The sequence below is a fragment of the Bacteroides sp. ET71 genome, assembly GCF_023336905.1.
In the GTDB taxonomy this organism is placed as follows: Bacteria; Bacteroidota; Bacteroidia; order Bacteroidales; family Bacteroidaceae; genus Bacteroides.
Map to the genome: position 1 here is coordinate 84,783 of NZ_JAMBLS010000005.1, position 16,178 is coordinate 100,960.

Genomic DNA, 16,178 nt, shown 5'->3' on the forward strand with positions numbered 1-16,178 from the left:
TTATTCTTCTTTTTCATCGCTGTCGTTTCCTCCCAGCAGGTCGTAGAAGTTGTTACATTCGTCGGCGAAGTTGTCGGCTGCATAGGGCAGGAAGGGCTTTCCGCTTTGGCGGGCGTATTCCAGCACTTGTTCGTCCACGTGTTCGCTCTGCTGCACGACGCCGTCGGAATAGTCGATGGCCAGTTTGTTGAGGGTCACGAAGTCGACGGGGCTTTTTATGTTTGCCAGGTCTTTTTTATTGATTCCTTTCATCAGGACTTTGTTGGCGAAGTTGGGCTCGAAGGATTGCTTCAAGCCGTCCTCGTAGAGCGAGTACACCACTTTGCAGTCGCGGAAGGAGGGTTCTTCGTGGTATGCCTTTTTGATGTAGAGGGGTGCCAGGGCGCTCATCCAGCCGTGACAGTGTATGATGTCGGGTTGCCAGCGCAGTTTTTTGACCGTCTCCAGCACTCCGCGGGCGTAGAAGATGGCGCGTTCGTCGTTGTCTTCATATTCGTTGCCGTTTTCATCGGTCGCTTCCAGCCGGTTCATGAAGTAGTCGTCGTTGTCGATGAAATAAACCTGCATCCGTGTCGACTGTATGGAAGCCACCTTGATGATGAGGGGGTGGTCGGTGTCGTCAATGATAAGATTCATGCCGGAGAGGCGTATGACTTCATGCAGTTGGTTTCTGCGTTCGTTGATGTTACCCCATTTAGGCATGAATGTCCTGATTTCACGTCCTCTTTCCTGGATGGCCGACGGCAGGTTGCGGCCTGTGAGCGACATTTCTGAATCAGGAAGGTAAGGAGCGATTTCTTGGGTTATGAATAAAACTTTGTTCACCTTTGTCATAGTCACAGTCTTCTCTTCTTCGTTTATGTGTGCAAAGATACGAAATTTTTTGCGCAATCGTGTGCTTTCCTTTCTCCAATTATTCCTTATGTTTTGTTAAGAAGTTGTATTACAGTGGCCTGTATCGGCTTTCCGCCCTCCTTGTCTGCGTGTTTCCGTGCATAAATTTGCGTGTTTTCTTCGTTATGTGGCAAATAATGACTTATTTTGCACCCGATTTTCCGGCCCGGCCTTTTCACGTTGTTTGGTGCGCGTCGGAAGCGCGTTTCCGGTGCGTCAGAAGCGTGCTTCGTGTGCGTCGGAAGCGTTTCCCTGGGGCGGGGTTGCCGGATGGATGTTGAAATGTTGATTTATTTTACATAACTTTTCTGTGCAATGAAAGTAATTCATACAGTCGCAGCCTTGCAGGCCGAGTTGTCGGCTTTGCGGGCCGAAGGTAAGAGTGTGGGCCTGGTGCCCACGATGGGGGCCTTGCACGCCGGACATGCCTCGTTGGTGGACCGCAGCGTGCGCGAGAACGACGTGACGGTGGTCAGTGTATTCGTCAACCCCACGCAGTTCAATGACAAGAATGATTTGCTGAAGTATCCGCGCACGCTGGAGGCTGACTGCCGTCTGCTTGAGCAACACGGTGCTGCCATCGCCTTTGCCCCGTCGGTAGAGGAGGTTTATCCTGAGCCGGACACGCGCCAGTTCAGCTACGCGCCGCTCGACACGGTGATGGAGGGCAAATACCGTCCCGGCCATTTCAACGGCGTGTGCCAGGTGGTGAGCAAGCTCTTCGACATGGTGAAGCCCGACCGCGCTTACTTTGGCGAGAAGGATTTCCAGCAACTGGCCATTGTCCGCGAGATGGTGCGGCAGATGCACTTCCCCCTCCAGATTGTGGGTTGTCCGATAGTCCGCGAAGCCGACGGCTTGGCCTTGAGCAGCCGCAACAAGCGCCTGACGCCCGAACAGCGCACCGAGGCTCTGCAAATCTCGCAGACGCTCTTTGCCAGCGTGGACTATGCCAAGACGCATACGGTGCAGGAGACCCGGCAGTTTGTGGAAGACCGCATCGCCCAGGCTCCCGGCCTGACGCTGGAGTATTTTGAATTGGTGGACGGCAACACGCTGCAAAGCATTGCCGACTGGAAGGATACGACGTATCCCGTGGGCTGCATCACCGTGTTCTGCGGAGAAGTCCGCCTGATTGATAACATAAAATATTGAATTGAGTGGACGAGTTGACAAGTTGACGAGGCTTCAGGTCATGAGGCTCTTGTAGTCTCGTTAACTTGTTCCCTTTGTCAACTGCTAAAATAAAAAAAGATGTTTATTGAAGTTCTGAAATCGAAAATCCATTGCGCCCGCGTCACCGAGGCCAACCTCAACTACATGGGCAGCATCACCATCGACGAAGACCTGCTGGACGCTGCCAACATGATTGCCGGCGAGAAGGTGGCCATCGTGGACAACAACAACGGCGAGCGCTTCGAGACCTACATCATCAAGGGCGAACGCGGCTCGGGCTGCATCTGCCTGAACGGCGCCGCTGCCCGCAAGGTACAGCCGGATGACATCGTCATCATCATGTCCTACGCCCTGATGGACTTCGAGGAGGCCAAGACGTTCAAGCCGACGGTCATCTTCCCCGACCCGGCGACGAACAAGCTGGTGTAAACGTATTTCTATATGAGAAGCGGCATAGACGTTTCCTGGTTTGGCGGGGAGTGTCTGTGCCGTCATTATTTTATGTATCTTCTTAAGTAGAATTTTATGGCACTATATCAGATTTTGGCTGACTTTAAGCGGCCGTCTTCCGAAAAAGAACTGACGGAAAGTTTTTCTCGTTTGGCTCCCCATTTTATTTACGGCGGCTACATTAATGTCCGTGATGTATATCGGGTGTATATCTGCACTGTTGAGTTTTATTTTCACGATGAGAAAGAACGCGCGAATCCTATTAAAGATTTCATCGTGTATCATCGTAATCGCCCGGAAAAAGGTATTGTCGTACCCTATTTCCCACTGATGACATTGCATGCTCATGTTTCCGGTTTTGACATTACGTTTGAGAACGAGGAACAAGGTTATCGGGCCTCTGCCTTGATACGCGAATATTCCGTGTTTGATGTCAATAACAATCGCTTTTTGGAGTTAAAGAAAAACAATCGCGATGACCGTTCTACTTATTTATATGATTATCTCAACGGTTTTTCGCTTGCTGGTGATAGCGGTGTTCGTTGGGTAGACGAAGAGCGTTTTCCACGTAAGTCCTTGCTGCAAGGTCGACGTTGCCGGGTGTGTGCATACTGGGAGACTGGTAATCCTCAAGAACCCTATAGGAAGATTGACGGAGTACCAGACGATCGACCGTGGAGTTTCAAATTGAATGATGATATATGCTTACCGACCGACTGACTAATCAGGTTTATTTTTCAGAATGGATTCGACAAGATTTTCCTGTTACTTTTGCCAATGTGTGTCGGCTGTTGGAGAAGCACGGAGTGAAGTATGGTTTGTTGCCGCATACGCGGGACTATTGGTGTCGTGACTATATGCCGGTGCAAGTGACTGATCAGAAATTTGTTCGCTATACTTATTATCCGGATTATCTGAGGAGTAGAAGGAATCGTCCATTTATTACCAATCCTGACAGGACCTTGGATGAGTTGGGCATTAAGTCGGTGCAGTCAGCACTCATTATTGATGGTGGTAATGTGGTTAAGTGCTCTCAGAACATCATCATGACCGAGAAGGTCTTTTGGGAAAACCAACAATTGTCCCCTCGGGTCGTAGTTGCTGAACTCGAAAGGTTGTTTGAGTGCGAAATAGTGTTCTTGCCTTGGGATCGATCAGAACCTTATGGACATGCAGACGGTATCGTGAGGTGGGTGGCCGATGATGTTGTTTTGCTGACTGCCTACGAACAGTCCCGTCATTTTGCTCGTAAGTTTCGTGAGGCGTTGGAGCGTCATTTCAATGTCATTCCATTGGTCTATACTACCCGTCCGCGTAGTAGAAATCTGACTTGGGCTTATATAAACTTTCTTCAGACTCAAGATGTAATTCTTGTTCCTGCGTTTGGCATCAAAGAGGATGTGCAGGCTATGAGACAATTTGAAGAAGTTTTTTCTGATTATCGGGGACGGATAGAACAGGTCGATGTCTCGGATATAGTTGGCTATGGGGGTGCTTTGAATTGCATTTCATGGAATATAAAGGTATAAAGAAAGCCTCTCCTGCAACGCTCGGTAGAAGCAAGTAGGTGAGACTTCTTTGTTGGTACTTGTCTTATTTGAGCAATCTACGCTTGTTTATGATGCTAAAAAATTTCTCTTCTCCAAGATTGGGCAGTTCTCCACATCAGGGTACGAACCAGTAATCCCCTCCATCTTCTCCTTCCTGTAGGTACCCACCGCGCGGCACTTGCCGCCAGGCGCAAAGTGCGTTCATGTAGTCGGGGCATGGCCCTACGGCTCCCATGATGGCGCAGCCCCAGCACAACGAAGCCAAGGCTTTGGCATCGGCCGGACAGAGTAGGAAGATAATCCACGGAAGGATGCAGAGCAGCATCGGCAGCAGACACATTACGAAATACCTTCCACGGCCGATGGGTGCTCCGCAATCCATATAGAAAAGAAACCGTTTGTAAAGCACGCCGATGTGCGCCGTGGCCATCTTGGGATAGACACAAGCGTGCAAGTATTCGTGCAAGGGTCCCAGTAGCAGAGCCAATGCCATACCCGCCACTATCCACGGCTTGTCCCGCATGTCTGTTTGAAGGAAACTGTTCTTTAGATACAGTGAAGCCAATACGGGCAGATAGACGGGCGCAGCCAGCAAGATGGCTTTCAGCCAGTAGTGCCGCCGGGGGACAATCAGAGGCCGGGCGTCGGGCGGCAACGGTCGGCGTGGGGCACGAATGACGTGCTCGGTAAAACCTTTCCAGATAATCTTTGCCATGGCATATCTTTTCTATAAGTCAAAATAGTACGCACTTGGTATGGGCATTGTCCTTCCTTGAGGGGAAGAAGGCGGGTTTATAGCCTGTTGCCTACGGCTTGCCAGTTGATGATGTCCCAAAGGCGCTTCACATGGTCGGCGCGGCGGTTGCGGTAGTCGATGTAGTAGGCATGTTCCCATACGTCTATGCAGAGCAAGGGGGTGTCGCCCCGGCGCAACGGATTGCCTGCATTACTTTCTTGGGTAATTTGCAGGGTTCCCTCCTTGCTTAGTGACAGCCATGCCCATCCCGAGCCGAAGAGGCCGATGGCGGCTTTTTCCATTTGTTCTTTTAGGTTGTCCAGGCTGCCGAAATCGCGGTAGATAAGTTCGGCCAGCCGGCCTTCCGGTGCTTGTGCCTGATGGGGCGTGGTGAATTGCAGAAAATAGAGCGTGTGGTTGAGCACTTGTCCGGCGTTGTTGAAGATGGCGCCATCGGGAGCAGTGGCCACGATGTCTTCCACTTCCTTTTGTTCATAGGCTGTGCCTGCGGTCAGGTTTGTCAGGTTTGTCACATAGGTTTGCAGGTGTTTGCCGTAATGATAAGTCAGGGTTTCGGCACTGATGACCGGTTCCAGTCCGTTGTTTGGATAGGGCAGTTTGGGCATTTCGTTCTTCATGACATAAAAGTTTTTAAAAGATTATAGTGTTTTGTGCCTTGGGTTTATGGAAACCATGGCTTTGCAAAGGTAGTACAATTTTGGGGGAGAAGGAATGGAATGTAGTTATTTATAAGTGTCTAAAAATAAGTATAAGGAAAAAAGGCTTACGCTTTCTGTGGAGAAACGCGTAAGCCTTTATCATGTTGTCATTCAGTTAGCCAATCAGTTTCAGCCGCGCAGCTGCTTGTCCATCGCCGCTGCCGCGCGCCGTCCGTCGCCCATGGCCAGGATGACCGTGGCACCGCCGCGCACGATGTCGCCGCCGGCAAAGATGAAGGGGATGGACGACTGCATGTCGTCGTTCACGGCGATGGTGCCCTTGCGGCCCAGTTCCAGTCCTTCGACGGAGTGGGGCACGATGGGGTTGGGGCTTACGCCGACGCTGACGATGGCCAGGTCGATGTCCAGCGTCTCCGTGGCACCGGGGATGGGCACGGGGCTGCGGCGGCCGCTGGCATCGGGTTCGCCCAGTTCCATTTTCTGGAGGACTACCTGCTTCACGCGGCCCTGCTCGTCGGCCAGGTATTCAATGGGGTTGTGCAACGTGAGGAACTCCACGCCCTCTTCCTTGGCGTGCTTCACCTCTTCTATTCTTGCGGGCATCTCGGCCTCGCTGCGGCGGTAGACGATGATGGCACGCTCGGCACCCAATCTCTTTGCCGTGCGCACGGAGTCCATGGCCGTGTTGCCGCCGCCGATGACCACCACGCGCTTGCCGAAGGGCACGGGGGTGTCGCTGTCCTCGCTGGCAGCGTCCATCAGGTTGACGCGCGTCAGGTATTCGTTGGACGAGAGGATGTTGATGGAGTTCTCGCCGGGGATGTTCATGAAGTTGGGCAGGCCGGCACCGCTGGCTACGAATACGCCCCGGAAGCCTGCTTCCTTCAGCTCGGCGATGCTGAGCGTCTTGCCGATGATGCAGTCTTTCTCGAACTGCACGCCCATCTTGGCCAGGTTGTCTATCTCCACGTCCACAATCTTGTTGGGCAGGCGGAATTCGGGGATGCCGTACTTCAGCACGCCGCCAATCTCGTGCAGCGCCTCGAAGACGGTGACGTCGTAGCCCTTCTTCGCCATGTCACCTGCGAAGGACAGGCCGGCGGGGCCGCTGCCTACGACAGCTACCTTGATGCCGTTCTTCTCCTTAATCTCGGGCACGGAAATCTGGCCGCTGTCGCGCTCGTAGTCAGCGGCGAAGCGTTCCAGGTAGCCGATGGCCACGGCGGGCTCGTTCATCTTCAGGTGGATGCACTGGGATTCGCACTGCTTCTCCTGCGGGCAGACACGGCCGCAGACGGCGGGCAGGGCACTGGTTTCCTTCAAGGTCTTGGCGGCCTCGAGGAACTCGCCTTTTTCGATGTGCTTGATGAAGCGGGGGATGTCGATGCCTACGGGGCAGCCGGTCATACAGCCGGGGTTGGCGCAGTCCAGGCAACGCTTGGCTTCGGTGAGGGCTTGCTCTTCGTTGAGGCCGAGGTTCACCTCTTCGCGGCGGCTGTGGCTGCGGTATTCGGGGTCGAGCTCCGGCATCTTGACGCGGGGGATGGCGGTGCGTTCCTTGGGTTTCATGGCCTTGCGCAGTTCCACGCGCCAGGGGGCGTTGCGGGTCTTGTCTTCTTCCTGGAGGGATTCGCCCGTGGCCTGGCAAGTGTCGGGGTGTTCCAGCTTGTGCATCTCTTCCTGTTCGTAGGGCTTGAAGGCGCCCATGCGCTTGAGCATCTCGTCGAAGTCCACCTGGTGGCCATCGAACTCGGGGCCGTCCACGCAGACGAACTTGGTCTTGCCGCCCACGGTGATGCGGCAGGCGCCGCACATGCCCGTGCCGTCCACCATGATGGTGTTGAGCGACACGTCGGTGGGGATGTCATATTTCTTGGTCAGCAGGCAGACGAACTTCATCATGATGGCGGGGCCGATGGCGAAGCACTTGTCTACCCGTTCGCGCAGGATGACCTGCTCGACGCCCTGTGTGACGAGGCCCTTCTGTCCGTAGGAGCCGTCGTCGGTCATGATGATGACTTCGTCGCTGGAGGCGCGCATCTCTTTTTCCAGGATGATGAGTTCCTTGGTGCGTCCGGCCAGGACGGTGATGACGCGGTTGCCGGCAGCCTTCAGGGCTTGTACGATGGGCAGCATGGGGGCGACGCCCACGCCTCCTCCGGCGCAGACCACGGTGCCGAAGCGTTCGATGTGCGTGGCTTGTCCCAGGGGGCCGACGACGTCGGTGATGTAGTCGCCTTCCTGCAGTTCGCAGAGGCGGGTGGAGGAGAGGCCGACTTCCTGCACGACGAGGGTGATGGTGCCGGCTACGGGGTCGGCTTCGGCAATGGTGAGGGGCATGCGTTCGCCCTTCTCGCCGACGCGGACGATAACGAAGTGCCCGGCCTTGCGCGACCGGGCGATGAGGGGTGCTTCAACGACGAGCTTGAAGACCTTTTCGGAGAAATGTTCTTTGTGGAGAATCTTGTTCATATTCGGTTAGTTATGTATAATTACGTAGGATTTGAGGGACTTGGACTATTCGCATGGGGCGTGTCGTTTGCGCAGTTCGTCGCTGGTGTAATAGTGTCCTTCGCGATAGCTCTGCATAGATTGTTCCAGGCGTTGTTGCAGTTGCTCTGCGGTGTATTGGCAAGGGGCGGCATCCTGTTCGTGTCGGGCGTCTTCAATCAGCTTTTGGGCCAGCCACTCTTTGTTGTCGGGGCTGAGGGCAAGGGAGCGGATGAAGGACAGGAGGCCGTCCAGTGAGATGGTTGCGTTCATAGGGTGTTCTTTTACTGTGTTTTTACTTTCCCCGCAAAGTTAACAAAAAAGGCCGACGTCCATCCCTACGCCGGCCTTTTCTTGTGTTTTTTTAGCGTTAGCCGAAGGTGCCTTCGCCGTCGCTGTCGTCGGTGCCGGGACACCGGCATTCTTCTGTAAATAGTTTTGGATGTCGGCACGACATCAGTGTGCCTCGTTGGGCGCTTTCTAATGATTTCAGTGACAGTGCGTTGACACTTAGCACAGGTGTCGCTGACACTTAGCACAAGTATCCGTGACACTTAGCACAAGTGTCGGTGATACTTAGCACAAGTGTCGGTGATACTTAGCACAAGTGTCGGCCATGCGCAAGGGAAGTCTCCGCGATGTCTCTCGTGATGTAAGGATTTATTGTTTGAAAAGAAAGGCAGGAGCTTTGCACGGCTTTGGGGGAGGTAAGCTACGAGTGGTGGCTTATCTCCCCAGCATGTACTTGTTGAGGCTCCTGCGGTCCCAGTTGATGCCCCGTTTGACCACCTTGGCGGGGATGCCGGCCAGGATGACGTTGGGCTCGTCGAAGCGCCTGGTGACGATGCTTCCCCAGCCCACGATGCTGTAGTCGCCGATGCAGACGTGCGAGCGGTCTTCTTGCAAGTAGAGCGTGACGCCGTTGATGACCACCCGGTTGCCGATGCGCACGCGGCAGCCGTTGGCCGTGCGCGACACGCCCGCGCCCAGTCCCGGCAGTTGGCCGACGATGAGCTTCAGTCCCGTCATGCCCAGGATGGAGGAGCAGCGCACGATGACGTGTCCCACCTCCACGTCGTTGTCATCGCCTTTGACAATCAGCAGGAAGCCGCCTCCCGTCAGCAGCTCTTCGGCAGCGGCCTCCGACTCGAAGTGCAGCAGCACGCGGTTGCGGTGGCCGATGATGGAGATGTCCGCCCTCTCCAGCAGGCGGCTTGTCAGGGCATCGGTCGTTGTCGTGCAGTTGACTTCCCGGTCGGGGAAGGCGAAGATGAGTTGGTTTTCGTTTCCTTCTATCTGTGTCATGGGGATATATGGGTGTTATGGGTTATGGGTGTCGGTTCCGGTCAGTCCGTCGGCCTGTCGGACGGGCTCGCGTCGGGTGTCCCAGAGGTCGGCGATGTAAATAGTGTCACCTTCAACGTAATACACTATTTTGTAATTGGGATGCACGACGATGCTGCGATAACCTTCCGGCTCTTTTTCAAGCAGTGGCTCTTTCTTTCCCATTCCGGGGTTGCTTTGCAAGAGTTGCTCGTAATCCAAGATAACGGGCATAGAATTTCTTCATTGCGCGTTCGCCAAATGTGTCGCGGCCATATTCCAGCGTATCGGCAAGTCTTTCGCTTGCATCATCATCCCATATCACTCGCATAGCCAAGGGTGTTTGTTTTCTATCATGCGTCTGACTTCTTCCGTCGTATGCACGCGTCCGGCCTTGATATTGGCACGCGAGCGTTCAATGCGGGCATTGATTTCCTCCATGGTGTAGGGCGTGAGGCGTTGTTTTTCCTCTTCCTCTACTTCTTCGTAGAGCTTGCCGGCCAGCCAGCGTTTGTTGTCGGGACTGAGCGATTGTATCAGTTTCCACAGATAATCCAATGATACGGTTGCTTCCATAGTTGGTTCCTCCTTCGTTAGGTTCAACAGGGACAAAGGTAAAAGAAAGGCAGGAACTTTGCAAGCCCCTGCCTTCTTTTCTTGTGCATCTGTATAATATAATGTGTATCAGTCAATCATGTCGAACCCGCAGTAGGGCACCAGTGCCTTGGGGATGCGGATGCCCTGGGGCGTCTGGTTGTTCTCCAGCAGGGCGGCCACGATGCGGGGCAGGGCGAGGGCCGAGCCGTTGAGCGTGTGGCACAGCTCGATTTTCTTGTCCGCCGTGCGGTAGCGGCAGTGCAGGCGGTTGGCCTGGTAGGTGTCGAAGTTGGAGACGGAGCTGACCTCGAGCCAACGCTTCTGCGCCTCGCTGTAGACCTCGAAGTCGTAGCAGATGGCGGCGGTGAAGCTGATGTCGCCGCCGCAGAGGCGCAGGATGCGGTAGGGCAGTTCGAGCTTCTGCAGCAGGCCCTCGACGTGGTCTAGCATCTCCTGGTGGCTCTGGCGGCTGTGTTCGGGCTTGTCGATGCGGACGAGCTCTACCTTGGAGAACTCGTGCAGGCGGTTCAGGCCGCGCACGTCCTTGCCGTAGGAGCCGGCCTCGCGGCGGAAGCACTCGGTGTAGGCGCAGTTCTTGATGGGCAGGTCGCGCTCGTCGAGGATGACGTCGCGGTAGATGTTCGTGACGGGCACCTCGGCGGTGGGGATGAGGTAGAGGTCGTCCACCTCGCAGTGGTACATCTGTCCCTCCTTGTCGGGCAGTTGGCCGGTGCCGTAGCCCGAGGCGGCGTTGACCACCGTGGGGGGCATCACTTCGGTGTAGCCCGATGCGCGTGCTTCGTCCAGGAAGAAGTTGATGAGGGCGCGTTGCAGGCGGGCGCCTTTGCCTTTGTAGACGGGGAATCCGGCGCCGGTGATTTTCACGCCCAAGTCGAAGTCGATGATGTCATACTTCTTGGCCAGTTCCCAGTGGGGCAGGGCGTCCTTGGGCAGGGGTGTCTCCATGCCGCCCATCTTGACGACGAGGTTGTCTTCGGCGCCGTTGCCTTCGGGCACTTCGTCGTAGGGCACGTTGGGGATGGTGTAGAGCAGTTGTTGCAGGTCTTGGGCGGCCTGGTCCATGTCGGCTTGCAGTGTCTTGTTGGTCTCTTTCAGTTGGGCCACGCGTGCCTTGGCGGTTTCGGCCTCGTCGCGGCGGCCTTCCTTCATCAGTTGGCCGATGGTTTTGGAGGTGGCGTTCACTTCGGCCAGGTTGGTGTCCAGCACGGCTTGCGTGCTCTTGCGCTTGTTGTTGAGGGCCAGCACCTGGTCGATGGTCTCCTTGGCGTTCTTGAAATGTTTCTTCTCGAGTCCGCGCACCACGGCGTCGGTGTTCTCGGTGATTTGTTTGATGGTAAGCATGGTTTATACCTATTTATTTAATGTTATTTCATTTCGTTCTGTACGATTCGCGGGGCAAAGATACGCAAAAAACCGATATGTGGTGATGTTCTGGTGAGAAGGCTTTTGCCGAAAGCAGATTTTCTTGTCCGTCAGTCTGTTGCTTGCCGGGTGCAACGGCTGCGCTTGCCGTTCGCCGCAGCCTTCCTTGCCGTGCGTGCCGGCCGCGGCGCTTGTGGGGATAACGAAAGAGGGTATGCCTTGGCGGGCATACCCTCTTTGCATAAGTGTGCGGACCGATGTCAGTCTCCGTTGTCCAGCGAGTCGGCATAGTCCATCTCTCCCTGTACGATGAAGAGCAGTTCTTCGGGGTCATATTCACCCATTCCGTCTTTTCGGGCTTCCTTGACCATGTAATCGACAACTTTCTCCAGGTCGATTTCTATGCAGCCCTCTGCGTCGGGCTGTGCGTCGAGGATACCGCTTTGCGTGTAGTACTCGTCAATCAGGTCGAGGAAGTAATAGAACTCGTCGTCCGTGAACTTGTTTTTCAAGTCTTGCGGCAGGTAATTCTTAATGAACTCGATGGTCTTTTCGTCATCGAGGTCGTCCTGCAAAAAGTCGTCATCTTGTCTCATGGTTGATGTCTTTTTAGAAGGTTTGGATGGTCTGAATGTCTGTACTGTCTTAGAGCAGTGCTTCCAGCTTGGCCACGAATGTTGCCTTGGGGGCCGAGCCTATCTGCTTGTCCACCAGCTCGCCGTTCTTGAAGAACAGCACGGCGGGAATGTTGCGGATGCCGTACTCCATGGCCAGGTCGTTGCTCTCTTCCACGTCGCACTTGCCGATGACAGCGCGTCCTTCATATTCCGTAGCCAGTTCGTCGATGATGGGGCTTACCATGCGGCATGGTCCGCACCACGTAGCCCAGAAGTCGATAACCACAGGCTTGTCGCCTGCCAGCAGTTCTTTGTAATTGCTTTCTGTAATGTTCAAAGCCATAATGTTCTAATATTAAAGTTTGGTGTTTCTGATGATTCTCTTTCGCTGCAAAGATACTAATTTATCTGGAACCTGAGGTCGGGATGCCCTTTTAAGTATGAAATCAGCTCGCGGCCCACGTTCAGTTTGACCGGTCTCGACACGAGGTCGACGGCCATGCGCGTATCTTTGTCCATCACCTTAAAGCACAGTTGCGTGTTGCCGGGGTGTGCTTTGGTCAGGTCGGCCAGTTCGGCGATGAGCCCTTTGTTCAGGACGCTGAGCGGAATGAAGATGGTAATCTTTTCCACCAGCTTCTCCTTCACGTCGGGCAGCAGCTCGATGGAAGTGACCTTTACCTCCAGCTCGTTCTGTTTCCATTGCTTGGCCTGGCACCGTGCCTTGATGAACAGGAAAGTCTTTTCGCCCAGGTAACCTTGCCAGGTGACCCAGTCGTTGCCAAAGAACGGCAGTTCGGCCGAGCCCGTGTAGTCTTCGATGCGGACGATGCCGTAGGGGTTGCCGTTCTTGCTGGTGCCACGCCGCACGTCAGTGACCATGCCTCCCATGGTGATTTCGCGTCCCACGAGGTTTTCTTTGTTCTCCAGTTCCTTCATGTGCGTGTTGCACACATTCTCCAGTATGACCGAAAACTCGTCCAACGGATGTGCCGAGAGGTAGATGCCTACCAGTTCGCGTTCCTTGTTCAGACGCTCCAGGTCGCTCCAGCGTTCGGTGGGCAATATTTCGGGCGTAGAGACTTGCACCATGTTCTCGCCTCCGAACAGCGAGTTCAAGGCCATGGCCTTGTCCATTTGGTAGCGGTTGCCGTAGCGCACCAAAGTTTCCAAGAAGCTCTCGTTCTTGGCATTGACGGCGAAATACTGTTCGCGCGTCAGCTCGGGGAAGTTGTCGAAACTGCCGGACAGTGCCAGACATTCCAGGTTCTTCTTGTTGCAGGCGTTCAGGTTGACGCGCTGCACGAAGTCGAATATGCCTTTGTACGGCCCCTCCTTCTTACGCCCTTCTATGATGCTTTCTACGGCGCTTTCGCCCACTCCCTTCACGGCTCCCAGCCCGAAGCGGATGTTGCCCTCGGCATTGACGGTGAACTTCAGGTTACTTTCGTTCACGTCCGGTCCCAATACCTTGATGCCCATTGCCTTACATTCATCCATGAACTTCGTGATGTCCGTGATGTTGTCCTTGCTTCGGCTCATCACGGCAGCCATGTATTCGGCGGGATAGTTGGCCTTGAGGTAGGCCGTCTGGTAAGCCACCCACGAGTAGCACGTGGCGTGCGATTTGTTGAAGGCGTACGAAGCAAACTTTTCCCAGTCCGCCCAGATTTTCTCCAACACCTTCGGGTCGTGGCCGTTCTTCTTGCCGCCTTCGATGAACTTGGGTTTCATGTGGTCCAGCTTGTCGCGCAGCTTCTTACCCATCGCTTTGCGCAGGGCATCAGACTCACCGCGGGTGAAGTTGGCCAGCAATCGGGACAGCAACATGACCTGCTCCTGGTAGACGGTGATGCCATACGTGTCCTTCAGATACTTCTCCATGATAGGGATGTCATACTCGATGGGCTTGCGTCCCCACTTGCGGTCGATGAAGTCGGGGATGTAATCCATAGGCCCCGGCCGGTAGAGGGCGTTCATGGCGATGAGGTCCTCGAAGGTGCTGGGCTGAAGCTCGCGCAGGTACTTCTGCATGCCGGCCGACTCGAACTGGAAGGTGCCCACGGTACGTCCGTCGCAGTAAAGTTTATAAGTGGCCGGGTCGTCTATGGGGATGGTGTCGATGTCCAAGTCTATGCCCCGGTGCAACTTCACGTTGGCCACGGCTTCCTTGATAATGGAAAGCGTCTTCAGGCCTAAGAAGTCCATCTTGATCAGTCCGGTGTCTTCGATGACCGAGCCTTCGTATTGTGTGACCAGCATCTTTTCGCCCGTCTCCTTGTCGTCGGCCGTGCTGACGGGCACCCAGTCGGTGATGTCGTCTCGGCAGATGATGGTGCCGCAGGCGTGCACGCCCGTGCCTCGCACGTTTCCTTCCAGCATTTTGGCGTATTTGAGGGTGTCGCGCACGCGTTCGTCGGGCGAGGCTTCGGCGGCTCGCAGTTCGGGGACGTATTCGATGGCGTTGGGCAGGTTCAGCTTCTTGTCGGGAATCTTGTCGGGAATCAGTTTGCAGAGGCGGTCAGACTCGGCCACGGAGAGCCCTTGCACGCGGGCCACGTCCTTGATAGCCATCTTCGTGGCCATCGTGCCGTAGGTGATGATGTGCGCCACTTTCTCCTGGCCGTACTTCTCCGTCACCCAGCGCAAGACTTCTCCGCGTCCGTCGTCGTCGAAGTCTACGTCGATATCGGGCAGCGAGATGCGGTCGGGGTTCAGGAAACGTTCGAACAGCAGGTCGTACTGTATGGGGTCGATCTTGGTGATGCCTAAGCAATAGGCCACGGCCGAGCCGGCCGCCGAGCCGCGTCCCGGGCCTACGGACACGCCCAGTTGGGTGCGCGCCGCGTTGATGAAGTCTTGCACAATGAGGAAGTAGCCCGGGAAACCCATTGTCTTCATGATGTATAGCTCGAACACCAGCCGTTCTTTGATTTCCTCGGACAGCGGGTCGCCATACAGCCTTTTGGCTCCGTCGAAAGTCAGTTTGGCCAGGTAGTCGGCCTCCAACTTGATGCGGTACAGCTTCTCGTAGCCGCCCAAACGTTTGATTTTAGCGTTGGCGGCGTCTTCATCCAGCACGACGTTACCGTTTTCGTCCTGGGTGAACTCGTCGAACAAGTCTTTCTCGGTATATTTCTTTCGGTATTCTTCCTCCGTGCCGAAGTCTTCGGGGATGGCGAAGGTAGGCATGATGGGAGCGTGGTCTATGGAATAGTATTCCACTTTGTCCAGAATTTCCAGCGTATTCGAAAGGGCCTCGGGCACGTCGGCAAAAAGCTGGTTCATCTCTGCCTTGGTTTTCATCCATTCCTGCTTGGTGTAGAGCATCCGTTTGGGGTCGTTCAAATCCTTTTGGGTACTGAGGCAGATGAGGCGGTCGTGTGCTTCGGCGTTTTCTTCGTCCACAAAGTGCACGTCGTTCGTGCAGATAACCTTGATATTGTATTTCTTGGCATACTCCAGCAACTTGGCGTTCACTTTCTGCTGCAAAGGGAAGGCTTCGTGGTTGGCACGTTCGACGGTTGCCTTGTGGCGTTGCAGTTCTAAGTAATAGTCCTCGCCGAATAGGTTCTTGTACCATTGGATGGCCTCTTCCGCCTCGTCGTAATGGTCGGCGATTATCTTCTTGGGTATCTCTCCGCCTAAGCAGGCCGAGCAGACGATGAGGCCCTCGTGGTATTTCTCCAGTTCGCTTCGGTCGGTACGTGGACGCATGTAGTAACCCTTCGTCCATGCGCGGGAGACCAACTTGATGAGGTTATGGTAGCCTTTCTCGTTCTTCGCCAGGACGATGAGGTGCCAGCCGCTTTGGTCGGGTTTTCCTTCCTTCTTATCCATGGTGCGGTGGGCCACGTACATCTCGCATCCGATGACGGGCTTGAACAGCTTGCTTTCTGCTTCGGCTATTTTCTTTTGACAAGCCGCCATCTCCTCCAAGGTTTCAGCATCCTTGGACGAAGCGTTTTCCAGCTCGGCCAGGCGTTTCTTCAGTTCTTTGATTTCTCCGCGCGGGCCGCTGTTCTTTTTGCTTACATAGTTGTAGAACTCTTTGATGCCAAACATATTGCCATGGTCGGTGACGGCGATTCCTTTCATGCCGTCTTTCATGGCTTTGTCTACTAACTTGCTGACGCTGGCCTGACCGTCGAGGAGCGAATATTGGGTGTGTACGTGTAGGTGGACGAAATCTTGCATAGTTTGAGTTTTCCTTTCTAATGAGCGCATAAAAATACAACCAAATGCGGGATTGGGCAAAATTTTCTCCCAAAAGTTATTAACA

16 protein-coding genes are annotated in these 16,178 nt (G+C 54.7%); 4 read left to right on the forward strand and 12 right to left on the reverse strand.

The features are described from left to right. Positions 1-834: a glycogen/starch synthase gene (locus M3090_RS04810; RefSeq protein ID WP_249054259.1), complete on the reverse strand. Its 834-nt coding sequence runs from the start codon at positions 832-834 to the stop codon at positions 1-3. Positions 835-1,209: 375 nt separating this feature from the next. On the opposite strand from M3090_RS04810, the gene panC reads away from it, so the two are divergent. The 4 genes from panC (at position 1,210) to M3090_RS04830 (ending at position 4,049) form a co-directional block, all read left to right on the forward strand. Further along, positions 1,210-2,049 carry a pantoate--beta-alanine ligase gene (panC, locus tag M3090_RS04815; RefSeq protein ID WP_249054260.1) on the forward strand — a complete coding sequence of 280 codons (840 nt, stop codon included), beginning with the start codon at positions 1,210-1,212 and terminating at the stop codon, positions 2,047-2,049. 99 nt (positions 2,050-2,148) lie between these two features. After that, complete coding sequence (gene panD / locus M3090_RS04820) at positions 2,149-2,499, forward strand: aspartate 1-decarboxylase (protein ID WP_249054261.1); 351 nt, start codon at positions 2,149-2,151, stop codon at positions 2,497-2,499. A gap of 96 nt (positions 2,500-2,595) precedes the next feature. After that, a complete protein-coding gene (locus M3090_RS04825) occupies positions 2,596-3,240 on the forward strand; it encodes a hypothetical protein (protein WP_249054262.1) in 645 nt (214 codons plus the stop codon). Continuing rightward, a complete protein-coding gene (locus M3090_RS04830) occupies positions 3,222-4,049 on the forward strand; it encodes an agmatine deiminase family protein (RefSeq protein ID WP_249054263.1) in 828 nt (275 codons plus the stop codon). The genes M3090_RS04825 and M3090_RS04830 overlap by 19 nt, the downstream gene beginning before the upstream one ends. Before the next feature lie 136 nt (positions 4,050-4,185). On the opposite strand, the gene M3090_RS04835 is transcribed toward M3090_RS04830, so the two are convergent. The 11 genes from M3090_RS04835 to dnaE form a co-directional block, all read right to left on the reverse strand. Further along, on the reverse strand, positions 4,186-4,785 hold the full coding sequence (locus M3090_RS04835) for a DUF3267 domain-containing protein (RefSeq protein WP_249054264.1): 600 nt from the start codon (positions 4,783-4,785) through the stop codon (positions 4,186-4,188). Between the two features lie 77 nt (positions 4,786-4,862). Continuing rightward, positions 4,863-5,444 (reverse strand): superoxide dismutase, encoded by a 582-nt coding sequence (locus M3090_RS04840; RefSeq protein ID WP_249054265.1) that lies wholly within the window; start codon positions 5,442-5,444, stop codon positions 4,863-4,865. Between the two features lie 210 nt (positions 5,445-5,654). Next, the gene (locus M3090_RS04845; protein WP_249054266.1) at positions 5,655-7,958 is read right to left on the reverse strand and encodes a bifunctional dihydroorotate dehydrogenase B NAD binding subunit/NADPH-dependent glutamate synthase; all 2,304 of its coding nucleotides are present in this window, start codon (positions 7,956-7,958) and stop codon (positions 5,655-5,657) included. A 45-nt stretch (positions 7,959-8,003) separates the two neighbouring features. After that, a complete protein-coding gene (locus M3090_RS04850; protein ID WP_249054267.1) occupies positions 8,004-8,249 on the reverse strand; it encodes a hypothetical protein in 246 nt (81 codons plus the stop codon). A gap of 453 nt (positions 8,250-8,702) precedes the next feature. Continuing rightward, a complete protein-coding gene (locus M3090_RS04855) occupies positions 8,703-9,281 on the reverse strand; it encodes an acyltransferase (RefSeq protein WP_249054268.1) in 579 nt (192 codons plus the stop codon). Positions 9,282-9,296: 15 nt separating this feature from the next. Beyond that, positions 9,297-9,533, reverse strand: a complete 237-nt coding sequence (locus M3090_RS04860) for a type II toxin-antitoxin system RelE/ParE family toxin (RefSeq protein ID WP_249054269.1) — start codon at positions 9,531-9,533, stop codon at positions 9,297-9,299. Positions 9,534-9,620: 87 nt separating this feature from the next. Then, complete coding sequence (locus tag M3090_RS04865; protein ID WP_249054270.1) at positions 9,621-9,875, reverse strand: hypothetical protein; 255 nt, start codon at positions 9,873-9,875, stop codon at positions 9,621-9,623. 108 nt (positions 9,876-9,983) lie between these two features. Continuing rightward, on the reverse strand, positions 9,984-11,258 hold the full coding sequence (gene serS, locus M3090_RS04870; RefSeq protein ID WP_249054271.1) for a serine--tRNA ligase: 1,275 nt from the start codon (positions 11,256-11,258) through the stop codon (positions 9,984-9,986). Positions 11,259-11,539: 281 nt separating this feature from the next. Next, positions 11,540-11,875, reverse strand: coding sequence for a hypothetical protein (locus M3090_RS04875; protein WP_249054272.1), 336 nt, complete (start codon positions 11,873-11,875; stop codon positions 11,540-11,542). A 49-nt stretch (positions 11,876-11,924) separates the two neighbouring features. Further along, on the reverse strand, positions 11,925-12,239 hold the full coding sequence (trxA, locus tag M3090_RS04880; protein ID WP_249054273.1) for a thioredoxin: 315 nt from the start codon (positions 12,237-12,239) through the stop codon (positions 11,925-11,927). 56 nt (positions 12,240-12,295) lie between these two features. Continuing rightward, complete coding sequence (gene dnaE, locus M3090_RS04885; RefSeq protein WP_249054274.1) at positions 12,296-16,093, reverse strand: DNA polymerase III subunit alpha; 3,798 nt, start codon at positions 16,091-16,093, stop codon at positions 12,296-12,298. Positions 16,094-16,178: the final 85 nt, after the last annotated feature.